This window comes from Rhodococcus sp. M8 (assembly GCF_015654185.1).
GTDB classification, from domain to species: domain Bacteria; phylum Actinomycetota; class Actinomycetes; order Mycobacteriales; family Mycobacteriaceae; genus Rhodococcus; species Rhodococcus aetherivorans.
The window spans coordinates 1,126,853-1,147,954 of record NZ_CP064065.1; the positions used below are offsets into that span (position 1 = coordinate 1,126,853).

The window sequence follows — 21,102 nt, forward strand, 5'->3', positions numbered from 1 at the left end:
ATCGTGCACGGGTGTACCGTGCTCGGTTCATCCAGCAGCGGATGCTCCACCGGGACAGCGGATCGCCCGTAAGCGTACCCGGCGGTAGTAAGAAGACCGTGAGAGCGGCGGGGCCCGCGCGCTCACCCGAGGCCGGCGAGCGGATCGGCCTCGGAGAGGGCGGGATCGTTCTCGTCGAGGGTGCGGGCCGGCCCCGGCCCGGTCGAGCGCGTCTCGAAGCGGATCGTCACCACGCCGTGCCCGGCGCCCTGCACCCAGCCGTGTCCGAACTCCGGATGCCGCACGTCCGTGCCGGGACGCCACCGCCGTCCCGTCACCGTCGTGACGTGCTCCGGCCCGGCGTCCGGCGACGACTCCACCGGGTCCTCCGGGGGCTGCTCGAGCTCGGGAAACAGCGACTCCTGCCGGATGCTGGACAGGCCGGCGAGGCCGACGCCGACGAGGCGGATCGGGCCGATCTCGAGCGGGTCGAGCGCCAGCCGCTGCGCCGCCGCCGTGAGCGTTGCCACATCCTCGGTGGCGTACGGCAGCGTCGACGAGCGGGTGAGGATGCTCATGTCGGCCTTGCGCAGCTTGAGCACGACGGTCCGGGCGGCCCGGCCGTCGCGCCGCAACCGGCGATGCGCTGCGGCGGCGCTGCCGGTGACGGCACGTCGCAGCTCGGCGAGGGTGACGATGTCCGTCGGGAACGTCGTCTCGGCGCTGACCTGCTTGGCGTCGGCGCGTTCGACGACCGGTCGATCGTCGTGCCCGTTGGCGAGCCGGTGCAGCGCCGGGCCCACCGTGGCGCCCAGGATCGAGGCCGCCTCCGGGACCGGCAGCGCGGCGAGGTCACCGATCGTGTCGATGCCCAGACGCCGCAGGCGCTCCTCCGACACCGGTCCGATCCCCCACAGCTTGCGTACCGGCAGGCCGTGCAGCAGCGCCAGCTCCTCCTCGGGACGCACGACGAGCGCTCCGTCGGGCTTGGCGAGGCCGGAGGCGATCTTGGCGATCTGTTTGCCGGAGCCGGCGCCGACGGACGCGACGAGGCCGGTGCGGGCCCGCACCTCGTCGCGCAGCCGCGCACAGAACCGTTCCACGTCGTGGTGGGCGGCGCCGGCGAGCTCGGCGGGTTCGGCGAACGCCTCGTCGAGCGACAGCGTCTCGAGCACGGGGATGCGCTCGCGCAACACGTCGAACACGGTCTGGCTGAGCGCCTGGTACAGCACCCCGCGCGGCGGCAGCACCACCGCGGCGGGCCCCACCAGCCGGCGGGCCCGGCTCATCGGCATCGCCGACCGCGCCCCGAAGACGCGGGCTTCGTAGCTGGCCCCGGCGACGACGCCACGCGCGCCGAGGCCGCCGACGAGCACCGGCCGACCCCGTAGGGTCGGCCGGGTCAGTTGTTCGGCGGAGGCGAAGAAGGCGTCCAGGTCCAGGTGCAGCACCCAGCGCCGACCACTCGGATTCACCACGGGGGGCACCCGGGCATCCTCGCCCCTCGCACCGACATCACGCCCGCATCCGCGTCACCGCCGTCGTGGCCGCGCCGCGCACCCCGGTCACCGGGACGCTCATGCCTTGACGATGGCCGCGCGCACCCCTTCACCGAGGTCGAGCGCCCCGTCCCCGGCGGGCGCGAGTTCGAAGCTGGTGGCGAGCACCTCCGAGGCGATGAGCTCGCGGTGCCGCAGTGCCCAGTCGGCGCGGTCGGCCGGCACCTCGAACACGACGGAGATGCGGTCCGAGACGTCCAGGCCCAGGTTGCGGCGCGCGTCCTGCAGCTCGCGGATCCGGTCCTTCGCCCAGCCCTCGGCCTCGAACTCCTCGGTGACCGTGGAGTCCAGCACCACCAGGCCGGCGCCGCCGGGCAGCGCGGCCGTCGACTCCGGCTCCGCCGCAACCAGGCGGGTGGTGTACTCCTCCGGCAGCAGCGCGATACCGGCGGCCGTGACGGTGCCGTCGGCCGCCTCGGACCAGTCCCCGGCCTTGACGGCCCTGATCACCGTCTGCACGTCCTTGCCGAGGCGCGGTCCCGCGGCCCGGGCGTTGACGACCAGCTCGAAGCGGCCGTGCGCATCGACGTCCTCGGTCAGCTCGACCGACTTGACGTTGACCTCGTCCTGGACGAGCTCGGCGAACGGCTGCAGCCGGTGCGCCTCGGGGGCGGCGACGGTGACCTGCGGGAGCGGCAGCCGCACGCGCAGCTTCTGGGCCTTGCGCAGCGACAGCACCGTCGAGCACACCGAGCGGACCTCGTCCATCGACTCGACCAGGGCCGGGTCGGCCGGCAGGTCCCCGGCGGCCGGCCAGTCCGCCAGATGCACGGAGCGGCCGCCGGTCAGGCCGCGCCAGATCACCTCGGTGACCAGCGGCAGCATGGGGGCGGCGAGGCGGCTGACGACCTCGAGCACCGTGTGCAGGGTGTCGATCGCGTCGGCGTCCTCGTCCCAGAACCGGCTGCGGGAGCGGCGCACGTACCAGTTGGTGAGGGCGTCGCTGAAGGTACGCAGCTCGTCGCATGCTCCGGCGATGTCGACCACCTCGAGCGCGTCGGTGATGGCGTTGCGGGTGGCGGCGAGCTTGGCCAGGATGTACCGGTCGAGCACGTGCGGCGAGTCGGTGCGCCACGTGCCGGGCTTGGACGCGTACAGCTGCAGGAAGCTCCACGCGTTCCACAGCGGCAGCAGCGCCTGCCGGACGCCCTCGCGGATGCCCTGCTCGGTGACGACGAGGTTGCCGCCGCGCAGGATGGGCGAGGACATCAGGAACCAGCGCATGGCGTCGGAGCCGTCGCGGGCGAACACCTCGTTGACGTCGGGGTAGTTGCCCTTGGACTTGCTCATCTTCAGCCCGTCGTCGCCCAGCACGATGCCGTGGGCCGCGACGGTCTTGAACGCGGGGCGGTCGAACAGCGCGGTGGCGAGCACGTGCAGGGTGTAGAACCAGCCGCGGGTCTGACCGTTGTACTCGACGATGAAGTCGCCGGGATAGTGCGAGTCGAACCATTCGGTGTTCTCGAACGGATAGTGCACCTGGGCGAACGGCATCGACCCCGACTCGAACCAGCAGTCGAGCACCTCGGGGACGCGGCGCATCGTCGACTTCCCGGTCGGGTCGTCCGGGTTGGGGCGGGTCAGCTCGTCGATCATCGGCCGGTGCAGGTCGCTCGGCCGCACCCCGAAGTCGCGTTCGAGCTCGTCGAGGGAGCCGTACACGTCGACGCGCGGGTAGGCCGGATCGTCCGAGACCCACACGGGAATGGGGCTACCCCAGTAGCGGTTCCGGCTGATGTTCCAGTCGCGGGCACCCTCGAGCCACTTGCCGAACTGGCCGTCGCGGATGTGCTCGGGTACCCAGGTGATCTGCTGGTTCAGCTCCACCATGCGGTCCCGGAACCGGGTCACGGCGACGAACCACGACGGGACCGCCATGTAGATCAGCGGCCGGCCGGACCGCCACGAGTGCGGGTAGGAGTGCTCGATCGTCTCGTGCCGCAACAGTTTTCCGGCGGCCTTGAGGTCCTTGATGATCACCGGGTTGGCGTCGAAGACCTGCAGACCCTCGTAGGGCGGAACGAGGGCGGTGAACTTTCCGCCCGGATCGAGCGGCTGCACCAGCTCGATGCCGTTGCGCTGGCAGTACTCCATGTCCTCTTCACCGAAGGCCGGTGCCAGGTGGACGATTCCGGTGCCGGAGTCGGTGGTGACGTAGTCGGCCGCGATGATCCGGTGGGCGTTCTCCCGGCCCACGAAGAAGTCGAACGGCGGCTCGTAGGCCAGGCCGACGAGGTCCGCGCCGGTGTACCGGCCCAGCACCTCGGGTTCGTCGCCGAACTCGCGGGCGTAGTGACCGAGTCGGTCCTCCGCGAGCACATACGTCCTCGCGTCGTCACCCTCGCCCACGCGGACGGCGACGTAGGTGATGTCGGGGTGCACCGCGATCGCGAGGTTGGACGGCAGCGTCCACGGCGTGGTGGTCCAGATCAGGGCGTTGGCGCCGTCGAGTTCGCTGCCCGGTGCGCGCACCACCATGTCGACGGTGACGGCCGGGTCCTGACGCATCTTGTAGGCGTCGTCGAGGCGGGTCTCCTGGTTCGACAGCGGGGTCTGCTCGTACCACGAGTACGGCAGGACCCGGAAGCCCTGGTAGATCAGGCCCTTGTCGTAGAGCTGCTTGAAGGCCCACATGACCGACTCCATGAAGTCGAGGTCCAGGGTCTTGTAGTCGTTGTCGAAGTCCACCCAGCGGGCCTGCCGGGTGACGTAGTCGCGCCACTCCCCGGTGTACCGCAGCACCGACGTCTTGCAGTAGGCGTTGAACTCGGCCAGCCCCATCGTGTCGATCTCGGACTTGTCCTTGATCCCGAGCTGCTTCTCCGCCTCAAGCTCGGCGGGCAGGCCGTGACAGTCCCAGCCGAAGCGCCGTTCGACCTTCTTGCCGCGCATCGTCTGGAAGCGCGGGATGAGGTCCTTGACGTAGCCGGTGAGCAGGTGCCCGTAGTGGGGCAGGCCGTTCGCGAAGGGCGGGCCGTCGTAGAAGACGAACTCGTCGGCGCCGTCGCGATTCGCGACCGAGGCGCGGAAGGTGTCGTCCTTCGCCCACCCGTCGAGGACCTTCACCTCGAGCTCGGGGAAGTCGATGCCCGAGTCCTTGGCGACCCCGTAGTCGACGCGCGGGTATCCGCCGGTCGGTGCGTCGGGGGCCTGCGGGCGGTCGGGGGTGCTCTTCGTCACAGCGTGACTCCTCGTGCCTAGACGTGTCCGGCACGGGGACGATCGCCGCGCCCTGTGCGCCGGCAACCGCGGTACCACCCCGCTTGCACCGTCCCTCCGGGCTCTGCCGGCCGGACGGGCCTCTCGTTCGGGCTGTGACGGGCCCACCCGTTCGGTTCTACTGAGTCGTGCCGGTCGGCACGGCCGTTCTTCCGAAGGCTCCCCGGTGATGGCCGGATCGACGCCGTCCCCGGCGGCTGCCGGGGGAAAGCACTGCAAACTGTTCTCGGACTATTCTATGCCGCCGCGCTCACTCGCTCGGATCGCGTCCCTCGCGGCGCCGTCTCGGCTCGGATCCCGTCGCCGTCGGGGGCGCGGTCCGCTTGCCACTCAATGCGCTGATCAGCAACAGGACCGCGCCCACCACACACACGACGATGCAACCCCAGGCCCACAGCACGGACCCCGTCATGAGGGCCACGACGAGCATGCCGAAGCCGACGGCTGCAAGGGCGAGAGTCACCACCAGCACGGCGCACCCTCATCGGAACCCGGCCATCGGACCGCCGCCTCGATCAGCTGTTGCCCTTGGCGAAGGACGTGGAACCGAACGAGGAGTTCGACTGGTTGAACGCCTCCTGGCCACCGTCGACCGGCACGGCGGAACCGCGCTGTTCGAGCTCCTCGAGCTGAGATTCGAGGTAGGACTTCAGGCGCACCCGGTACTCGCGCTCGAAGGTCTTGAGCTGCTCGATGCGGCCCTCGAGCACCGAGCGCTGCTGGTTGATCGTCGCCATGATCTCGGTGTGCTTCTTCTCGGCGTCCGCCTGCAGCGCGTCGGCCTTCTCCTTGGCCTGGCGCAGCTGCGTCTCGGAGCGGGTGCGGGCGTCGGCGAGCATCGCCTCGGACTTCTGCCGCGCGTCGGCGATCATCGCCTCGCTGCGGGTGCGCGCATCGGAGATGAGCTGCTCGGAATTGGTGCGGGCGTTGCGCAGCAGCTCCTCGGCCTCGGCCTTGGCGTCGCCGGTGAGGCGGTCCGCCATCTCCTGGGCCAGGCCCAGGACCTTGGCGGCCTGCATGCTCGCGTCTCCGGAGGCCGGTGCGGCCGCAACCGGTGCGGGGGCCGGTGCGGGCGCCGGCGCCGGAGCGGGTTCCGGCGGCTTCGGCGCCTCGACGACGCGAGCGGGCTCCGGTTTGGCCGGCTGGGCCGGTGCCGCCGCGCCGGGTCGGGCACCCTTCTTGGCCTCGGCGAGCTCCTGGTCGAGCTCGGCCACCCGCTGCCGCAGGTCGGCGTTCTCCTCGATCAGGTGGGTCAGTTCCTGCTCGACGAGATCCAGGAACGCGTCGACCTCGTCCTCGTTGTAGCCACGCTTTCCGATCGGCGGCTTGCTGAACGCGACATTGTGCACATCAGCTGGGGTCAGCGGCATGGAAGGATCCCTTCACGCGTCGTGTGAGCGGTCAAGCAAGCATTCAGTTATATCCACAGTGCGTCACGCGTATCAAACTCACTGTAACTGGCACCCCATTCTGGCACAGGGCGGCTTTCGCGCGGATCGTCCGAGCAGGTGTCGGCCCTCAGAGCGTCCCACCTCGGGGAATGAACGCCATCAGGAAGTAGACGATGAACAGCAGCACCATGATGGACAGATCCAGTCGCACTCCCCCGAGATTCAGCGGAGGAATGAGCCGGCGCAACAGTTTCACCGGCGGATCGGTGACCGTGAAGATTGCTTCGAGAACGACGACGACGAATCCCGTCGGCTTCCAGTCCCGCGCGAACGTCCGGATGAACTCGACAATGATCCGGCCGATCAGCAGCAGCCAGAAAATGAACAGCAGGAACCAGAGCACCTCGAATACGGCCACCCGCCCACTCTGCCCGACGACGGCGGATCGAGCCAAACCGAAACGCCCGGCGTCCGGTGTTGTACACCGGGCACCGGGCGTCGACCGTGCCGGAACCGCCGCTGCGGGTTCAGGTCACTGCTGGTTGTAGAACCCCGTCTCCGCGATCCGGCGGCGCTCCTCGGCGGAGACGTCGATGTCCGCCGGGGAGAGCAGGAACACCTTGGTGGCGACCTTGTCGAACGAGCCGCGCAGCGCGAAGGCCAGCCCGGCGGCGAAGTCGACGAGCCGTTTGGCGTCGGCGTTGCTCATCTCCACCAAATCCATGATCACCGGGGTGCCGTCGCGGAACCGCTCGCCGATGGTGCGGGCCTCGCCGTAGTCCCGGGGACGCAGCGTGGTGATCTTCGACAACGGGCCTCCCTCGTCGAACAGTGCGCCGCGACGGGCCTCGGACCGTTCGAGCCGGCCCTCGGAGCCGAGCGACGACCGCGCGGCGGCGCGGGCAGGCGGCGGGGTCGGGCGCGGTGCGCGGGCCGTGATCGGCTCCACGCGGGCCGCCCGCACGGGGGGCTCGTAGCGATCGAAGCCGTCCGGCTCGAAGTCGCGGCCGGCGTCCTCCCGGCGCGCCGCCTTGTACTCGTCGCGGTGCGACGGGCCGTAACCACCGCCGGCGTACGGCGGCTCGTCGTACTCCCGGTCGCGCTCACGGCGGGCGCTCGCGGGGTCGTCGAGGTAGTCGTCCTCGTATTCCTCGAGCGGCACCATCCCGAAGTACGCCTTGAACTTGTGGAGTGAGCTCATGGATCAACCTTCCTCGCGCGGCGGTCGACACTCAGGCTAACGGCCGCGAGCCCAACACCGCGGTTCCGACACGCACGCATGTCGAACCCCATCGCACCGCCGCCTCGAGGTCGCCGGACATGCCGGCCGACAGTTCGGTGGCCTCGGGATGATCGGAGCGCAGCCCGCTGTGGAGCCCGGCGAGCCGTTCGAATGCGGCGTCCGGGTCCCATCCCAGTGGCGGCACCGCCATCAGGCCCCGCAACTCGAGTCCGCCGGCGGCGGCGACCTCGTCCGCGAGTGCGGGCAGGTCCGCGGCGCTCACCCCGCCCCGCTGCGGATCGTCGTCGAGGCTGACCTGCAGCAGCACCCGTACGGGCGTCTCGCGGTCGCCGGACTCCTGCGCGGCCTGCGCACCGGCGTCCAGTGCGTGCGCCAACCGGACGCTGTCGACCGAGTGCACGGTGTGGGCCCAGCGGGCGACGGCACGCGCCTTGTTGCGCTGCAGCCGGCCGATCATGTGCCATGCGACAGCGGGATCGGTTGTACGCGAACGGAATTCGGCAACCTTCGCGGCGGCCTCCTGTTCGCGGGATTCGCCGAAGGCCCGGCACCCGAGTCCGTAGAGGATCTCCACGTCGGAGACCGGGAAGAACTTCGTCACCGGCAGCAGGGCGATCTCCGCCGGGTCGCGGCCGGCTGCCCGGGCCGCGGCGTCGAGCCGCTCGCGTGCCCGCCGCAGCCCGTCCGCGATCTCGGCGCGCCGCGCGCCGGGATCCGCTGCGCTCACCGGCCACCCCCGGCACCGGTGGCCGATACGGCCTCGAGCCAGATCACCGCCGCCAACCGCCCGGTCGGCGCCTGACGGCGATGACTGAACAACGTCGGATCCTCGATGGTGCACCGGGGATCCTCCGCGACCGCCACGACGCCGTGCGCGCGCAGTTGCCGGCGCAGCCCTGCGCGCAGGTCCAGCCCGGGCGTGCCCCGCACGGTGCGGGTGGCGCTGCCGGGCAGGTGCGCCTCCACGTCGGCCTGCATCGAGGCGGGCACCTCGTACCGGCGTCCGCTCGCGGCGGGCCCGAGGAACGCGCCGATGCGCTCGCGGTGCGCACCGAGCTCGACCATCGTGTCCAGGACGCGGGGAACGATACCCACGCGGGCGCCGATCCGGCCCGCGTGCACCGCGGCGATCACGCCCGCCTCCTCGTCCGAGAGCAGCACCGGCACACAGTCCGCGCTCAGGGTGACGAGCGCGAGGCCGGGCTCGCGCGTGACCAGGGCGTCGGTCGCGGGCACCGGGCCGTCGACCGGGCCGTCCACGACGGTGACGTTGCGGCTGTGGATCTGCTCCATCCACACCAGCCGTTCGTAGGGCTGCCCGATCGCCGCGGCGAGGCGGCGACGGTTCGCCTCGACCGCCGCCGGGTCGTCACCCACGTGGTCACCGAGATTGAACGAGTCGTAGGGCGGGGCGGAGACGCCGCCGGCGCGGGTGGTGACGACCCGCCGCGCCCGGAGAGCCGACTGTGCCACCGTCACCGGCGCATGAAGATCGGCACGTCGACGTCGTCGTCGCCGTCCTCGTCGACCTCCACCGGCCGTGCCGGCTGCGCAGACCCGATCGGCGGCAGCGAACTGCCCGCGACGGGCTGCTGCTCGCGCGCCGGCATCTCCTCGGCCCGCTCCCGCTCCGGGCGGCCGACGTCGCCGGCACGTCCCGCGCCGATGGTGCCGCCGCGCGTTGCGGTGGTCGGCGGGGCCGATTCCACGGGACGCCGCGCCGGGGTGCCGCCGTCGAACCCGGCCGCGATGACGGTGACGCGCACCTCGTCGCCCAGGGAGTCGTCGATGACGGTGCCGAAGATGATGTTCGCGTCGATGTGGGCGGCCTCCTGCACCAGCGAAGCCGCCTCGTTGATCTCGAACAGGCCGAGGTCGGAGCCGCCGGCGATGGACAGCAGCACGCCGCGCGCCCCTTCCATCGACGCCTCGAGCAGCGGCGAGTTGATCGCCGCCTCGGCGGCCTTGATGGCCCGGCCCTCCCCGCGGGAGGAACCGATGCCCATCAGCGCGCTGCCGGCGCCGGACATCACGCCCTTGACGTCGGCGAAGTCGACGTTGATCAGGCCGGGGGTGGTGATGAGGTCGGTGATGCCCTGGACACCGTTGAGCAGCACCTCGTCGGCGGAGCGGAACGCGTCCATGAGGCTGACGGCGGCGTCGCCGAGCTGCAGCAGCCGGTCGTTGGGGATGACGATGAGGGTGTCGCAGGACTCGCGCAGGGTCTGGATGCCCGTGTCGGCCTGGCCGCCGCGGCGCTTGCCCTCGAACGAGAACGGCCGCGTGACGACGCCGACGGTCAGCGCACCGAGCTTGCGGGCGATGCTCGCGACCACGGGCGCGCCGCCGGTGCCGGTCCCGCCGCCCTCGCCGGCGGTGACGAAGACCATGTCGGCGCCCTTGAGCACCTCTTCGATCTCGTCCTTGTGGTCCTCGGCGGCCTTGCGGCCGACCTCGGGATCCGCGCCGGCGCCGAGCCCCCGGGTGAGTTCACGGCCCACGTCGAGCTTCACGTCGGCGTCGGACATGAGCAGGGCCTGGGCGTCGGTGTTCACCGCGATGAACTCGACTCCCTTGAGTCCCTGTTCGATCATGCGGTTGACCGCGTTCACGCCGCCACCGCCGATACCGACGACCTTGATTACGGCGAGGTAGTTGTGCGGGGGCGTCATGGGCTCTCGCCTTCCTGAGAAATCGGTCACGCTTCGATCATCATCGGGTGAGGTACGGACAAACCCTCAACCACAGGTCGATGGTTATGTCAAGTATCTCGACTGCTGCGAAACGCTATGGCACGGTGGCGGCGATCCGCCAGCAGGCGCGCCGACGGCGGTCACGATTTTCGTCGCCGTGCCTCGATCGCCGTCCGCGCCGTCATCGCACCGTCGGCAGGTCGGGGCCCGCCACGTCGTAGGTCCGGCCGGGCTGGGTGAGCAGCGGCAGCACCACCTGAGCCTTGCGCTCCGAGCGCTCCACCCCTCCCCACACCACGATCCGGCCGTCGTGCAGCGTGAGCGAGACCTCCGACGCCGACGGAGCGGCCACCTCGCCCACCTGGACGCGCAGCTCGGGCGGCAGCGCCTCGAGCACCTCGATCGCCGCGGCCGTCGCCGGATCGCCGGGACCGGGGCCGGGGGTGACGAGGCGCGGGGTCAGCATGGGCGGCGGCTCGACCGCGAAGTCCACCCCGTCCGCGTCGAGCGAGTGGGTGCCGTCCGGCGCGTCGACGAAGAACACCGCCTCCCGCTCGGTCACCGTGACCCGCACGGTGGACGGGTACACGCGCTGTACCCGCACCGACGCGGCCCGCGGCAACGTGGCGACCCGCTGCGCCGCCGCCGCGGTGTCGACCTGCAGCAGCGGCGTGCCCTCCGCCAGCTCGAGGCGGGCCAGCACCTCGTCCTGCGGGATCGCCGTCACGCCGACGACCTCCACGTTGCGCACCGACAGCAGCGGCGACAGCCAGGCGGCCGCGATCAGTCCGAGCACGGCCGCCACCACCGCCGCGCCGATCAGCACGGTCCGCACCCGCACGGACCGGCCCGACGGCCGTCGCGCGGGCCGCGCCGCCCGGCGGGGCCGGGTGCGGGTGGCGGAGGCGGGCGTCACGACCCGACCGGCCCCGGTCCGGCAGGAGCCCCCGGCCGCAGCCGGCCCGGCTTGCTGCGCAATGCGTCGAGGATCTGGCGCCCGAGCATGGTCACGTCGCCGGCGCCCATGGTGATCACGACGTCGCCGGGACGGCTCAGCCGCGCGACCTGCCGCGGCACGAGGGACAGATCCGGCTGGTAGTGCACGGGCTTGGACACCGATCGCGCGACGAGGGCTCCGCTCACGCCCGGCCGGGGCTCCTCCCGCGCACCGTAGACGTCCAGCACCACGACCTCGTCGGCGAGGTCGAGGGCCGCACCGAACTCGGTGGCGAAGGTCTCGGTGCGCGAGTACAGGTGCGGCTGGAAGACGACGATCACGCGGGGTCGTTCGGTGCCGGTCTCGGTGTAGCGGACCGGTTCGCCGGCGACCAGTTCCGCGGCCGCGGCGAGGACGGCGCGGACCTCGGTGGGATGGTGGGCGTAGTCGTCGAACACCCGCACGCCGTGCTCGCGGCCGCTGTACTGGAATCGCCGGTGCACGCCCCCGAAGCCGGCCAGGCCCTCGACGGCCTCCTCGACCTGGGCGCCCGCCTCGAGGGAGGCGAGCAGTGCGGCGAGCGCGTTGAGGGCCATGTGCCGGCCGGGGACGGACAACCGCACCGTGCGCGGCGCCGCCTCGTCGGCGAGGTGGAACTCGGCGACTCCCCCGACGTCCTTGGCCTCCCAGTTGAGCAGCCGCACGCCGACCGGCACGCCGTCCACCTCGGCGCGGTCGCCCACCGCTGCCGCCGTGCCGTATCCGGTGATCCGCAGGTCGTCGGCGCGACGGACCGTCGCCCGCCGCGCCAGGGCGGCCGAGCCGGGGTCGTCGAGGCACGCCACGAGCAGCCCGCCGGGGGCGATGCGGTCGACGAACTCGTCGAACACCCGCACGTATGCCTCTTCCGTGCCGAAGAAGTCGAGGTGGTCCGCCTCGATGTTGGTCACGATCACCACGTCGGGGTCGTACTGCAGCAGCGAGCCGTCGCTCTCGTCGGCCTCGGCGACGAACACGTCGCCGCTGCCGTGGTGCGCGTTGGTGCCGGACTCGTTGAGCTCGCCGCCCACCGCGAAGGACGGGTCGAAGCCGCAGTGCTGCAGCGTCACCACCAGCATCGACGTCGTCGACGTCTTGCCGTGCGTGCCGGCGACCAGGAAGGTGCGGTGCCCGCGCATCAGGGCCGCCAGCACCGCCGGGCGCAGCAGGACGGGAACGCCGCGTTCCCGGGCGGCGACCAGCTCGGGGTTGTCCTGGGGGATCGCGGCGTGGGTCGTCACCACGGCGGTGGGGCCGCCCTCGAGCAGATCCAGCGCGCTCGCGTCGTGTCCGATGCGCACCGAGGCCCCCCGCGCGCGCAACGCCAGCACGCCGCGGCTCTCCTTGGCGTCCGATCCGGAGACCTTCCCGCCGCGAGCGAGCAGGATCCGGGCGATGCCGGACATCCCGGCCCCGCCGATACCCACCATGTGCACCCGCTCGAGCTGCGGGGGCAGCTGCTCGCTCATCGATCACTCCTGTTCGCTTCCACGCCTGCGACGTCCAGCACGATCCGCGCCACCTCGGCGGCGGCGCTGCGGTGGCCCGCCCCTGCCGCACGCCGTCCCATCTCGGTCAGGCGGGCTGCGTCGCGCAGCAGGGGGATCACCGCATCGGCCACGAACGCCGGCGTCAGTTCCTCGTCCGCCACGATCATTCCACCTCCCGCCGCCACCACCGGCCGGGCATTGAGTTCCTGCTCCCCGTTGCCGTGCGGCAGCGGCACGTACACCGCCGGCAGGCCGACCGCGGACACCTCGGCGACGGTCATCGCCCCGGAGCGGCAGATCACCGCGTCGGCGGCGGAGTACGCCAGGTCCATCCGGGTCAGGTAGGGCACGGCGACGTAGGGATACCGGTCGTGCTCGGGATGTGCGGGCACGTCGAGGGTGTTCTTCGGGCCGTGGGCGTGCAGCACGGCGATGCCCGCCGCGGCGAGCGGACCGGCGGCTCCCGAGACGGCCTCGTTGAGCGAACGGGCGCCCTGCGAGCCACCGAACACCAGCAGCACCGGCCCCTCCGGGGGGAGCCCGAAGTGCGCCCGCGCCTGCGCCCGCAGCGCCGCCCGGTCCAGCCCGGTGATCGACGACCGGACCGGGATGCCGATGATTTCGGCGTCGCCGCGGCGCACGATCCCCGAACCCGGGACGGCGGCCAGGACACGCTCGGCGCGCAGGGCCCCGATCTTGTTGGCGATGCCGGCGCGGGCATTGGCCTCGTGCACGACGACGGGGATGCGGCGCCGGCGGCGCAGCGGTCCGGCACCGGCGGCCAGGTAGGCGGGCAGCGCCACGTAGCCCCCGAATCCGACGACGACGTCGGCGTGGGTGTGGTCGAGCACCTCGCGGGTCCGGCGGACCGAGGCGAGGACCCGCGCCGGCAGCTTGGCCAGGTCGGCGGTGAGCTTGCGGGGCAGCGGCACCGGCGGGATCAGCTCGAGTGGATACCCGCGCTGCGGCACGAGAGTGGTCTCGAGCCCCCGCTCGGTGCCCAGCGCGGTGATCGTCGCCGTCGGCACCAGCCGGCGGATCGCGTCGGCGACCGCGAGGGCCGGCTCGATGTGCCCGGCGGTGCCACCCCCGGCCACCACCACGGACAGGGCAGACTGCTCGCCGCTCACCTACGGTTTCCTCGCTCTCCGGTTCGTCCGTCTCTGCTGTTCGTCGTCGTGCCCGCGCGGCGCCGCGGCTGCCGTGGGGGTTGGTCCCGCGGGGCGGCGGGCTGCGCCGCGCGGCCCTGACCGCGGGCGCGTTCCTGCGGCGTGCGGCCCCGTGGGGTCTGCCGCTCCCGGGTCGCCGTGCCGCCGCCCCGGTCGGCGGTGCCGGCCCGGCGTGCCTCGATCCGGCCGGGGTCGGCACGCCGGGAGGCGTCGAGCCGCACGGGTTCACCGCGCGACGGCGTGTACTGCTCCGGCTTGGGCAGCCGCAGCAGCCGCCCGAAGCGGCCGTCCTGCCCGGCGTGCAGGGCGGCGACGGCCTCGGGTTCGTGCCGCGCCGCGTTGGCGATCAGGCCGAACATCAGCAGCGTCGTCGCGGTGGAGGTGCCGCCGGCCGAGACGAGCGGAAGCTGCAGGCCGGTGACGGGCAGCAACCCGACGACATAGCCGATGTTGATGAAGGCCTGCCCGATGATCCAGGTGGTGGCGGTGGCGGTGAGCAGCCGCAGGAACGGATCCACCGATCGCAGCGAGATCCGCAGGCCGGCGTAGGCGAACAGACCGAACAGGCCGATCACCGCCAGGCCGCCGAGGAAGCCGAGCTCCTCGCCGATGATGGCGAAGATGAAGTCGTTGTGTGCGTTGGGCAGGTAGCTCCACTTGGCGCGGCTCTGCCCGAGCCCCCGGCCCCAGAACCCGCCGTCGGCCAGGGAGAACTTCGCCTGACGGGCCTGATAGCCGATGCCTTGCGGGTCCGCGCCGGGGTTGAAGAAGGCCCGCACCCGCGCGGACCGGTACCCGGCGGTCAGCGCGAGGAGCACCGCCAGGCCGGCGGCGGTACCGACGATCGTCAGGAACACCCGCAGCCGCAGACCCGCGAACCAGAGCAGCGCGAGGACGATGATGGCGAGCGAGACGGTGGTGCCCAGGTCGGGCTGGAGGATGATCAGCAGGGTCACCACCAGGGTCGCCGGGACCAGCGGAACCATCATCTCGCGGGCGCTGGAGCGGTCGCCGCGGCGCGACGCCAGCAGGTGCGCGCCCCACACGGCGATGGCGATCTTGGCCAGCTCCGACGGCTGCAGCGACACGCCGGCGATGACGAACCACCCCCGGGTGCCCTGGGACAGCGTGCCGATGCCGGGGATGAGCACCAGCACCAGCAGCACGACGGTGACCGCGAACGCCGGGAACGAGAACCGGCGCAGCACCCGCACCGGAACGATCAGGGCGAAATAGAAGATGACCAGGCCGAGAGCGGCGAAGATCGCCTGCGAGGTGAACAGGCCGTAGGCCGAGCCGTTGGTGGCGACGGCCTCGACGCTCGACGACGACAGGACCATCACCAGGCCCAGCACGGTGAGCAGCACCGCGATCGTGACGATCAGGTGGAACGAGGCCAGCGGCCGGGCCAGCCACAGCCCGACCCGGTTCCGCGCCGTCCCGTCGGCGGGCTGCGGGGCGTTCACTGCCCCGTCCCGCCCCCGCGCAGCTCCTCGACCGCGGCGGCGAACGCGCGACCACGCTGCGCGTAGTCGGCGAACATGTCCAGCGACGCGGCGGCCGGCGCCAGCAGCACGGTGTCGCCCGCCGTCGCCAGCGACGCCGCCTCACGCACCGCGACCCGCATGGCCGTGGGTCCGTCCGCCCCCGGCAGCGCCACCCGGCGCGCCGCAGCCGGGGCCGTCCTCGGTTCGCTCGTGCTCATCTGCCCATCGTCGCGCGTGTCGAGGAGGACCACGGGGACCTCGGGGGCGTGTCGCGCCAGCGCGTCGGCGATGCGGTCGGCGTCGCGGCCGAGCAGCACCACCCCGGCGAGGCGGGGTGCGACCTCCGCCACCAGGTCGTCGACGTGGGCGCCCTTGAGCAGGCCCCCGGCCACCCACACCACCCGGTCGTGGGCGAGCAGCGACGTGCGGGCCGCGTGCGGATTGGTGGCCTTCGAATCGTCGACGTACGCCACGCCGCCGACGGTGCCGACCGGGGCGGCGCGGTGCGGACCGACCCGGTGCCGGCGCAGACCGTCGTGCACCGCGGAGGCGGGGACGTCGATCGCGCGGGCCAGCGCGGCGGCGGCGAGCGCATCCGACAGGCCGGCCGGCCCGGCAGGGGTCACGTCGACGACCGAGGCGAGCACCGCCGAGTCGGCGAAGGCCCGGTCGACCAGAACGTCGCCACTGATGCCGAGCTCACCGGGCTGCGGGTAGCCGAGCGTGAAGCCGACGGTGACGACGGCACGGGACCGGTCGCGCAGGCCCCCGGCGATCGGATCGTCGAGGCCGAGCACCCCCACGGTGCCGGACAGCGCCCGTGCCTTGGCGTCGATGTAGCCCGCCATCCCGCCGTGCCAGTCCAGGTGGTCCTCGGCGATGTTGAGGATCACGCCGGCCTCGGGCCGCACGGACGGCGCCCAGTGCAGCTGGAACGACGACAGTTCCACGGCGAGGACGTCGGCGCGGGGGTCCGCGCGGCGCAGCGCGTCGAGGACCGGCAGGCCGATGTTGCCGCACGCCACGGACGCGAGCCCGGCGGCCTCGAGGATCGACTGCAGCATCGTCGTCGTCGTGGTCTTGCCGTTGGTGCCGGTGACGACGAGCCAGCGCCGCGGCGGGCCGTAGATCTCGGCGCGGTCGATGCGCCAGGACAGCTCGATGTCGCCCCAGATCGGCACGGCGGCGCCGGCGGCGTGCGAGAGCAGCGGCGCGTCGGGCGCGAAGCCGGGGCTCGTCACGACCAGCGCATACTCGTGCAGCGACGACGCGTCCGCGACGAGGTCGTCGAGATCGACGGTGTCGGCGCCGAGCTCACGGCAGCGCGCGAGGGCCTGCGGGTCGCGGTCGGTGACGGTCACCGTCGCGCCGAGGTCGCTGAGGGGGGCGAGGGTGGCACGACCGGACATCCCGCCGCCGGCGACGAGCACGCGGGCGCCGCGGAGCCGGTCCAGGTCTTGGCGGCGCAGTTCGTCTGTCACGGTGTCAGTCCCCGATCGCCGCTAGGTATTCGCTGTAGAACAGGGCCATGCCGATGGCCGACGCGATGGCGGCGAGCAACCAGAACCGGATGATCACCGTCGTCTCCGCCCAGCCGCCGAGCTCGAAGTGGTGATGGAACGGCGCCATCCGGAACACGCGACGCCGGCTGGACCGGAACACCGCCACCTGGATGACGACGGACGCCGCCTCGGCGACGAACAGGGCGCCGATGACCACCATGAGCAGCTCGGTGCGCGTGGTGACGGACAGGCCCGCGAGCATGCCGCCGAGGGCGAGCGAGCCGGTGTCGCCCATGAAGATCTTCGCGGGGGCGGCGTTCCACCACAGGAAGCCGATGCACGCGGCGGCGCCGGCGGCGCACAACAGCGCCAGGTCGAGCGGGTCCCGCACGTCGTAGCAGCCCTTGCCGGGGTCGGCGACGCACGAGTTGCGGTACTGCCAGAACGTGATGATCACGTAGGCGCCGAGCACGAGGCTCATCGACCCGGCGGCGAGCCCGTCGAGGCCGTCGGTGAGGTTGACCGCGTTGGACCACGCGCTGACGAGCAGGTACACGAAGAGGATGAACACCACCGCGCCCATCGAGACGGTGGCGATGTCGCGCACGTAGGACAGGTGGGTGCTGCCCGGGGTGAGTCCGTCGCCGTTGCGGAACTGCAGGGCGAGGATGCCGAACGCGACCGCGGCGACGAGCTGGCCGACCAGTTTGGCGGTCTTGTTCAGGCCCAGATTGCGCTGCTTGCGGATCTTGATGAAGTCGTCGAGGAAGCCGACGCCGCCGAGGGCGGTGGTCAGGCCCAGCACGAGCAGACCCGAGGCCGACGGTCCCTCCGCCCCCTCGTAGGCCAGGCCGATCGCGTGCGCACCGAAGTATCCGGCCCACAGGCCGGCGAGGATCGCGACGCCGCCCATGGTCGGTGTGCCGCGCTTGGACTGGTGGCTCTGCGGTCCTTCGACGCGGATCTCCTGACCGAATCCCTGCCGCGAGAATGCCTTGATCAGCACCGGCGTCAGCAGGATCGACACCGCCAGTGCGATTCCCGCGGCGAAGAGGATCTGTCTCACCGTGCGGCCTCCGTTTCCGTTCCTGCCGTACCCGCCGTTCCTGCGAGGATCGCCTCCGCCACCGTCCACAACCGGACGGACTGCGAGGCCTTGACCAGTACCAGGTCGCCGGGCCGCAGCTCGCGCTCGAGGAGCTCGATCGCGGCGGCGGTGTCGGGGACGTGGCTCGCCTCGTCGCCCCAGGATCCTTCCATCACCGCACCCTGGTAGAGACCGCGGACCGGGCGGGTCGCGCCGACCGCGACGATGCGGGTGACGTCCAGGCGCACCGCGAGCCGGCCGATGGCGTCGTGCTCGACGACGGACTCGTCACCGAGTTCACCCATCTCCCCCAGCACCGCCCAGGTCCGGCGCGGGCTGTCGCCGGCGCGGGCCATGGTCACCAGCGCCTTGAGCGCCGCCCGCATCGAGTCCGGGTTGGCGTTGTACGCGTCGTCGACGACGGTGACGCCGTCGGCACGGGTGCGCACGTCCATACGGTGCGCCGACACCGCGCCGGCACCGCCGAGCGCGGTCGCGACCTGCTCGGGCGTGGCGCCGCACTCGAGCGCGACGGCCGCGGCCGCGAGGGCGTTGCCGATGTGGTGCTCGCCGTGCACCGCGAGGGTGACCGTGGTGCGGCGCTCGGTGCCGTCGTCGCGCACGACGAGGGTGAACGTGGGACGGGCGTGCTCGTCGAGGTGGACGTCGGTGGCCCGGACCTGCGCGGCCGGGTCGCTGCCGACGAGCACCACGCGGGCGCGGGTGCGCGGTGCCATCGCGGCGACCAGGGGGTCGTCCGCGTTGAGGATCGCCACGCCGCCCTCCTCGGCGGCCGGCAGGGCCTCGACGAGCTCCCCCTTCGTCCGGGCGATGACCTCCTGGGAACCGAATTCCCCCAGGTGGGCGGTGCCGACGTTGAGCACCACCCCGATGCGGGGCGGCGCGACGGTGGCGAGGGCGGCGATGTGCCCGGGTCCGCGGGCCGACATCTCCAGCACCAGGAATCGGGTGTCGGTGGTGGCGCGCAGCGCCGTCCACGGATGCCCGAGCTCGTTGTTGAAGGAGCCGGGAGGGGCGACGACCGGGCCGAGCGGCGCGAGCACCGCGGCAAGCAGGTCCTTCGTGGAGGTCTTGCCCGCGGATCCGGTGACGCCGACGACGGTCAGCCCGGCGGCGGTGAGCTCGTCGACCACGGCGCGGGCGAGGGCACCCAGCGCGGCGAGGACGGCGGCACCCGAGCCGTCGGGGTCGTGTTCGAAGGCCAGCGAGTTGGTCTCGACCGGCGGCACCGGCGGCACCACGACGGCGGGCACACCCACCGGTCGGGCGGCGAGCACCGCGGCGGCGCCGGCGGCGATGGCGTCGGCGGCGTGGTCGTGCCCGTCGGAGCGGGCCCCCGGCAGCGCCAGGAACAGCCCGCGCGGGGTGACCTTGCGGGAGTCGAACTCGACGGTGCCCGTCACCTCGACGGCCGGGTCGTCGACGTCGTGCAGTGTCCCACCGACCACCTCCGCGATGCGGGCAAGTGTCATCGGGATCATTCGGTGCCTCCGTACTGCTCGCTACCTGCGCCGGCGAACCGGTCGATGGCCGCGGCGAGCACTTCGCGGTCGTCGAAGGGGTGCTTGACCCCGTGGATCTCCTGGCCGGTCTCGTGGCCCTTGCCTGCCACGAGGACGATGTCGCCCGGGTGTGCCCAGCGCACGGCCGCCTCGACGGCGGCGGCCCGGTCACCGATCTCGCGGATCTCCCCCCGCTGCTGTTCGGGGACGGCGCGGGCACCGGCGAGCAGCGCGGCGCGGATGACCGCCGGATCCTCGGTGCGGGGGTTGTCGTCGGTGACGACGAGCAGGTCCGCCCCACGGGCTCCGACGTCGCCCATGAGCGGACGCTTGCCGTGGTCGCGGTCGCCGCCCGCACCGACGACGACGGCGAGCCGGCCGCCGGCCGCCCGTCCGCGCAACGTCGCGATGACGGCCTCGAGTGCGGCCGGCTTGTGCGCATAGTCGACGACGGCGAGGAAACCCTGCCCGCGGTCGACCCGCTCCACCCGTCCGGGTACGTCGACGTCGGCGATGCCGGCGGCCGCGGCGTCGACGTCGACCCCGACCGCCGCGCACACCGCGACGGCGAGGGCGGCGTTGGCGACGTTGTAGTGGCCGGGCAGGCGCACCGCGACGCGCCGTGCGGTGCCGTCGGGCCCGGCGAGGGTGAACACCTGGGAGCCGGACGGCTCGGTGCGGACCGCCGTCGCCGTCCAGTCGGCGGTTCCGGTGGTGGCGACGGTGCGCACCGCCTCGGGCTCCGCAGGGTGGGCGGCTCGGGCGATCCCGGCCATCCGCACGCCCCACTCGTCGTCGATGCACACGACGGCACGGCGGGCCCGCACGGGCGAGTCCGCCGCGAACAGCCGGGCCTTCGCCCCGAAGTAGTCGTCGAGGTCGCGATGGAAGTCGAGGTGGTCCTGGGACAGGTTCGTGAAGGCACCGACCGCGAAGCGGACCCCGGCGACCCGCCCCAGGGACAGGGCGTGGCTCGAGACCTCCATCACCACGGTGTCGATGCCCTGCTCGCGCATGGCCGCGAACAGGGCGTGCAGCTGCGGGGCCTCGGGGGTGGTGAGCGCGCTGGGGACCCGCCGGCCGGCGAGGCGGGTCTCGATGGTGCCGACCAGGCCCGTGACCCGCCCGGCGGCGGCGAGCCCTGCCTCGACCAGATAGGCGCTGGTGGTCTTGCCGGAGGTGCCGGTGATGCCGACGACCTGCATGTGCTGCGACGGGTCGCCGTAGATGGCGGCGGAGACGACGCCGAGGACCGACCGCGGATCCGGGTGGACCAGCACCGGCACGGGGCGGGTGACGACGGCGGCGAGGTGCTCGCATCCGGCGGCGTCGGTGAGGACGGCGACAGCACCCCGTTCCAGGGCCTCCGCGGCGTATTCGGCGCCGTGCGCGCGGGCGCCCGGGAGTGCGGCGAACAGGTCGCCGGGCTGCACCCCCTGGGCCCGCAGGTCGACGCCGGTCACGAACACCGGGATGCCCGCGGCGGAGGTCGTGGCGCCCGGTGCGACGGTGCCGACGGTGGCGCCCACGGCGGCAGCGAGGTCGCGGAGCTGCGTCACCGGTGGATGCTCGGGTCTCAGGCCGCCTCCCGGCGGGGACGGGTCCGGACTCGACGGCACAGGCACCAGGCTCCTCTCGCTCCGCGGCAGTGTCTCCTGCCGTTCCTCTACTCCCGCGGCCGCGCTGTTCCCGAGCACCGGGGCTCGACCGCGGTGTCACGGTACCGACGTGTCAGGTTACCGACGGGCGGCGGTGCCACCGACACGTGCTCGGCGATCGACCGC

The 21,102-nt window shown here is 72.6% G+C and carries 17 protein-coding genes; all 17 read right to left on the minus strand.

Features of this window, described 5'->3' with window-relative positions; genetic code table 11:
* Positions 1 to 122: 122 nt before the first annotated feature.
* Positions 123 to 1,466 (minus strand): DNA polymerase IV, encoded by a 1,344-nt coding sequence (locus tag ISO16_RS05005; protein WP_006933423.1) that lies wholly within the window; start codon positions 1,464 to 1,466, stop codon positions 123 to 125.
* 90 nt (positions 1,467 to 1,556) lie between these two features.
* The gene (gene ileS, locus ISO16_RS05010; protein WP_072635424.1) at positions 1,557 to 4,718 is read right to left on the minus strand and encodes an isoleucine--tRNA ligase; all 3,162 of its coding nucleotides are present in this window, start codon (positions 4,716 to 4,718) and stop codon (positions 1,557 to 1,559) included.
* A gap of 289 nt (positions 4,719 to 5,007) precedes the next feature.
* On the minus strand, positions 5,008 to 5,229 hold the full coding sequence (locus ISO16_RS05015) for a hypothetical protein (RefSeq protein ID WP_072635425.1): 222 nt from the start codon (positions 5,227 to 5,229) through the stop codon (positions 5,008 to 5,010).
* Positions 5,230 to 5,272: 43 nt separating this feature from the next.
* Positions 5,273 to 6,127: a DivIVA-like cell division protein Wag31 gene (gene wag31 / locus ISO16_RS05020; RefSeq protein WP_043801962.1), complete on the minus strand. Its 855-nt coding sequence runs from the start codon at positions 6,125 to 6,127 to the stop codon at positions 5,273 to 5,275.
* Positions 6,128 to 6,275: 148 nt separating this feature from the next.
* A complete protein-coding gene (locus ISO16_RS05025; protein WP_003938221.1) occupies positions 6,276 to 6,566 on the minus strand; it encodes a YggT family protein in 291 nt (96 codons plus the stop codon).
* A 114-nt stretch (positions 6,567 to 6,680) separates the two neighbouring features.
* Positions 6,681 to 7,349, minus strand: coding sequence for a cell division protein SepF (locus ISO16_RS05030; protein WP_006933414.1), 669 nt, complete (start codon positions 7,347 to 7,349; stop codon positions 6,681 to 6,683).
* Positions 7,350 to 7,380: 31 nt separating this feature from the next.
* A complete protein-coding gene (locus ISO16_RS05035) occupies positions 7,381 to 8,118 on the minus strand; it encodes a YggS family pyridoxal phosphate-dependent enzyme (RefSeq protein ID WP_043801958.1) in 738 nt (245 codons plus the stop codon).
* Positions 8,115 to 8,870: a peptidoglycan editing factor PgeF gene (pgeF, locus tag ISO16_RS05040; RefSeq protein WP_006933412.1), complete on the minus strand. Its 756-nt coding sequence runs from the start codon at positions 8,868 to 8,870 to the stop codon at positions 8,115 to 8,117. The genes ISO16_RS05035 and pgeF overlap by 4 nt, the downstream gene beginning before the upstream one ends.
* Positions 8,867 to 10,063, minus strand: coding sequence for a cell division protein FtsZ (ftsZ, locus tag ISO16_RS05045; RefSeq protein WP_006933411.1), 1,197 nt, complete (start codon positions 10,061 to 10,063; stop codon positions 8,867 to 8,869). The genes pgeF and ftsZ overlap by 4 nt, the downstream gene beginning before the upstream one ends.
* A 202-nt stretch (positions 10,064 to 10,265) precedes the next feature.
* A complete protein-coding gene (locus ISO16_RS05050; protein WP_083662533.1) occupies positions 10,266 to 11,000 on the minus strand; it encodes a cell division protein FtsQ/DivIB in 735 nt (244 codons plus the stop codon).
* Positions 10,997 to 12,529 carry a UDP-N-acetylmuramate--L-alanine ligase gene (gene murC, locus ISO16_RS05055; protein WP_075288604.1) on the minus strand — a complete coding sequence of 511 codons (1,533 nt, stop codon included), beginning with the start codon at positions 12,527 to 12,529 and terminating at the stop codon, positions 10,997 to 10,999. Before murC ends, ISO16_RS05050 begins: the two co-directional genes overlap by 4 nt.
* Positions 12,526 to 13,680: an undecaprenyldiphospho-muramoylpentapeptide beta-N-acetylglucosaminyltransferase gene (gene murG, locus ISO16_RS05060; protein ID WP_072635427.1), complete on the minus strand. Its 1,155-nt coding sequence runs from the start codon at positions 13,678 to 13,680 to the stop codon at positions 12,526 to 12,528. The genes murC and murG overlap by 4 nt, the downstream gene beginning before the upstream one ends.
* Positions 13,677 to 15,185, minus strand: a complete 1,509-nt coding sequence (ftsW, locus tag ISO16_RS05065) for a putative lipid II flippase FtsW (RefSeq protein ID WP_006933403.1) — start codon at positions 15,183 to 15,185, stop codon at positions 13,677 to 13,679. Before ftsW ends, murG begins: the two co-directional genes overlap by 4 nt.
* Entirely contained in the window at positions 15,182 to 16,687 is a 1,506-nt protein-coding gene (gene murD / locus ISO16_RS05070; RefSeq protein ID WP_072635428.1) for a UDP-N-acetylmuramoyl-L-alanine--D-glutamate ligase, read from the minus strand. The genes ftsW and murD overlap by 4 nt, the downstream gene beginning before the upstream one ends.
* 4 nt (positions 16,688 to 16,691) lie before the next feature.
* Positions 16,692 to 17,774, minus strand: coding sequence for a phospho-N-acetylmuramoyl-pentapeptide-transferase (mraY, locus tag ISO16_RS05075; protein WP_003934158.1), 1,083 nt, complete (start codon positions 17,772 to 17,774; stop codon positions 16,692 to 16,694).
* Entirely contained in the window at positions 17,771 to 19,297 is a 1,527-nt protein-coding gene (locus ISO16_RS05080) for a UDP-N-acetylmuramoyl-tripeptide--D-alanyl-D-alanine ligase (RefSeq protein WP_072635429.1), read from the minus strand. The genes mraY and ISO16_RS05080 overlap by 4 nt, the downstream gene beginning before the upstream one ends.
* Positions 19,294 to 20,937, minus strand: coding sequence for a UDP-N-acetylmuramoyl-L-alanyl-D-glutamate--2,6-diaminopimelate ligase (locus tag ISO16_RS05085; protein WP_195886207.1), 1,644 nt, complete (start codon positions 20,935 to 20,937; stop codon positions 19,294 to 19,296). Before ISO16_RS05085 ends, ISO16_RS05080 begins: the two co-directional genes overlap by 4 nt.
* Positions 20,938 to 21,102: the final 165 nt, after the last annotated feature.

Coding starts and splice junctions, on each gene's coding strand:
- wag31 (WP_043801962.1), bottom strand. CDS start 6,127: ATGCCGCTGACCCCAGCTGATGTGCACAATGTCGCGTTCAGCAAGCCG.
- ISO16_RS05030 (WP_006933414.1), bottom strand. CDS start 7,349: ATGAGCTCACTCCACAAGTTCAAGGCGTACTTCGGGATGGTGCCGCTC.
- ftsZ (WP_006933411.1), bottom strand. CDS start 10,063: ATGACGCCCCCGCACAACTACCTCGCCGTAATCAAGGTCGTCGGTATC.
- murC (WP_075288604.1), bottom strand. CDS start 12,529: ATGAGCGAGCAGCTGCCCCCGCAGCTCGAGCGGGTGCACATGGTGGGT.
- ISO16_RS05080 (WP_072635429.1), bottom strand. CDS start 19,297: ATGATCCCGATGACACTTGCCCGCATCGCGGAGGTGGTCGGTGGGACA.